Raw genomic sequence first — 1,310 nt, forward strand, 5'->3', positions numbered from 1 at the left:
ACTGTGAGTCCAATTCGGGTTATCATGTTCTTTGGGAATCTTCCTCTAATCTTGGTTTTGGAAGTTACCCTTCACCTAGAATGACTTTCATTAACATTTGATCAAATTTTTCATAGGATTCAAATTTATTTCTCTACTTCCTCATGCATATAGTCCTATCTATACTTCTTTCTCTATCTAAATACACTTGCAGCTTAATATCCTTAAATAGTCTTTTATTTTCCTCACAAAATTTTTGATACTCACTTCTACTAATTTTACTCATTTGCCGTATTTTTTAGATTCCATTAATCTGGTTTTTTGAAGTTCTTGTTTAATCTTCGCAACAACAATCTAATTTATCCAGTCCACCGCAACTAATGTTGTGTGTAGAATCAATTTGCTCCTGGTATGAATCATAAATATAACCCTCAATTAACTCTGTATTACGGGAATATTTAATGTCTTCTGACTCATCGTAAATGCTGAGCTTTTTGAAGTACTCCATAGTTCTGCTAATCTAGGTTTTGGAAGTAATTAAACACAAGAATCTATCTCCATCTGAAGTTTGAAAGATTCCTCTAAAGATATTTTCAACCTAGATGCCGTTTCCAAAATGTCTTTCAACTTTCCCAAAGCTCCCTCCGTTGTTTTGTATCTATCAAGACATTTTATAAGAAAAGGATAGATTTGACTTGCTGGACATTTGAAATCATCTGCTAACTGCTTCAGTCTGAATTTAAGGGGAGTTGGTAGATAGGGAACATCATCTTGCAGTGAGGTCTTTTTATTTTCTGCTCCCTGTTTGGGAAATTTCTGGTTTTTCATAATTCATCAATGTAGTGTAAAAAAATACTGATAATTAAGGAGTTAATTAGAACTGAGACAAAAGCAGCAATACCAAGAATTATCAGGATTTCATTTCTAAGCTTTTTGTCGTTTGGTTGTCTCTTAGAATTCATTATTTTTCTGTGTAAGTCCGTTTTAAACTATTTTTTCACCAAGCTAATTTCATATAAACCCAAGATGAAATAACTTCACGGACTTTCAGTTAAACCGTTAATGAGCTTCGGTTTTTGTTCGGTTATCTTTAGTTTTTTTCAGTAATGTTTGAAAAAGTTACCGATACAAAGACAGCACCAAGCTTTTCCCTAGGTAGCTAAAGAATAGAGAAAAATGGAGAAGGGTTGAACCCTCCCTGTAGGCTTCATATTTCACGCTAGGAAGTATGAACTTATGATCACTTTCCTCAATTTCAATCCCGAATTTGAGTCGTGACTGAGCTAGCCTGTTTGTGTTATTCATGATAATTTTTCTAGGTTTTGATTCAT

Annotated in this window: 3 protein-coding genes; all 3 read right to left on the reverse strand. The window is 33.5% G+C overall.

Features of this window, described 5'->3' with window-relative positions:
• Positions 1-313: 313 nt before the first annotated feature.
• Positions 314-487 carry a hypothetical protein gene (locus tag E1171_RS01250; RefSeq protein ID WP_155203297.1) on the reverse strand — a complete coding sequence of 58 codons (174 nt, stop codon included), beginning with the start codon at positions 485-487 and terminating at the stop codon, positions 314-316.
• A gap of 29 nt (positions 488-516) precedes the next feature.
• Positions 517-807, reverse strand: a complete 291-nt coding sequence (locus E1171_RS01255; protein ID WP_155203299.1) for a hypothetical protein — start codon at positions 805-807, stop codon at positions 517-519.
• A 291-nt stretch (positions 808-1,098) separates the two neighbouring features.
• Positions 1,099-1,310, reverse strand: a 212-nt coding sequence (locus tag E1171_RS24090) for a hypothetical protein (protein ID WP_222931323.1), incomplete at its 5' end; no start/stop codon positions are given.

This window comes from Xanthovirga aplysinae, assembly GCF_009711365.1.
In the GTDB taxonomy this organism is placed as follows: domain Bacteria; phylum Bacteroidota; class Bacteroidia; order Cytophagales; family Cyclobacteriaceae; genus Xanthovirga; species Xanthovirga aplysinae.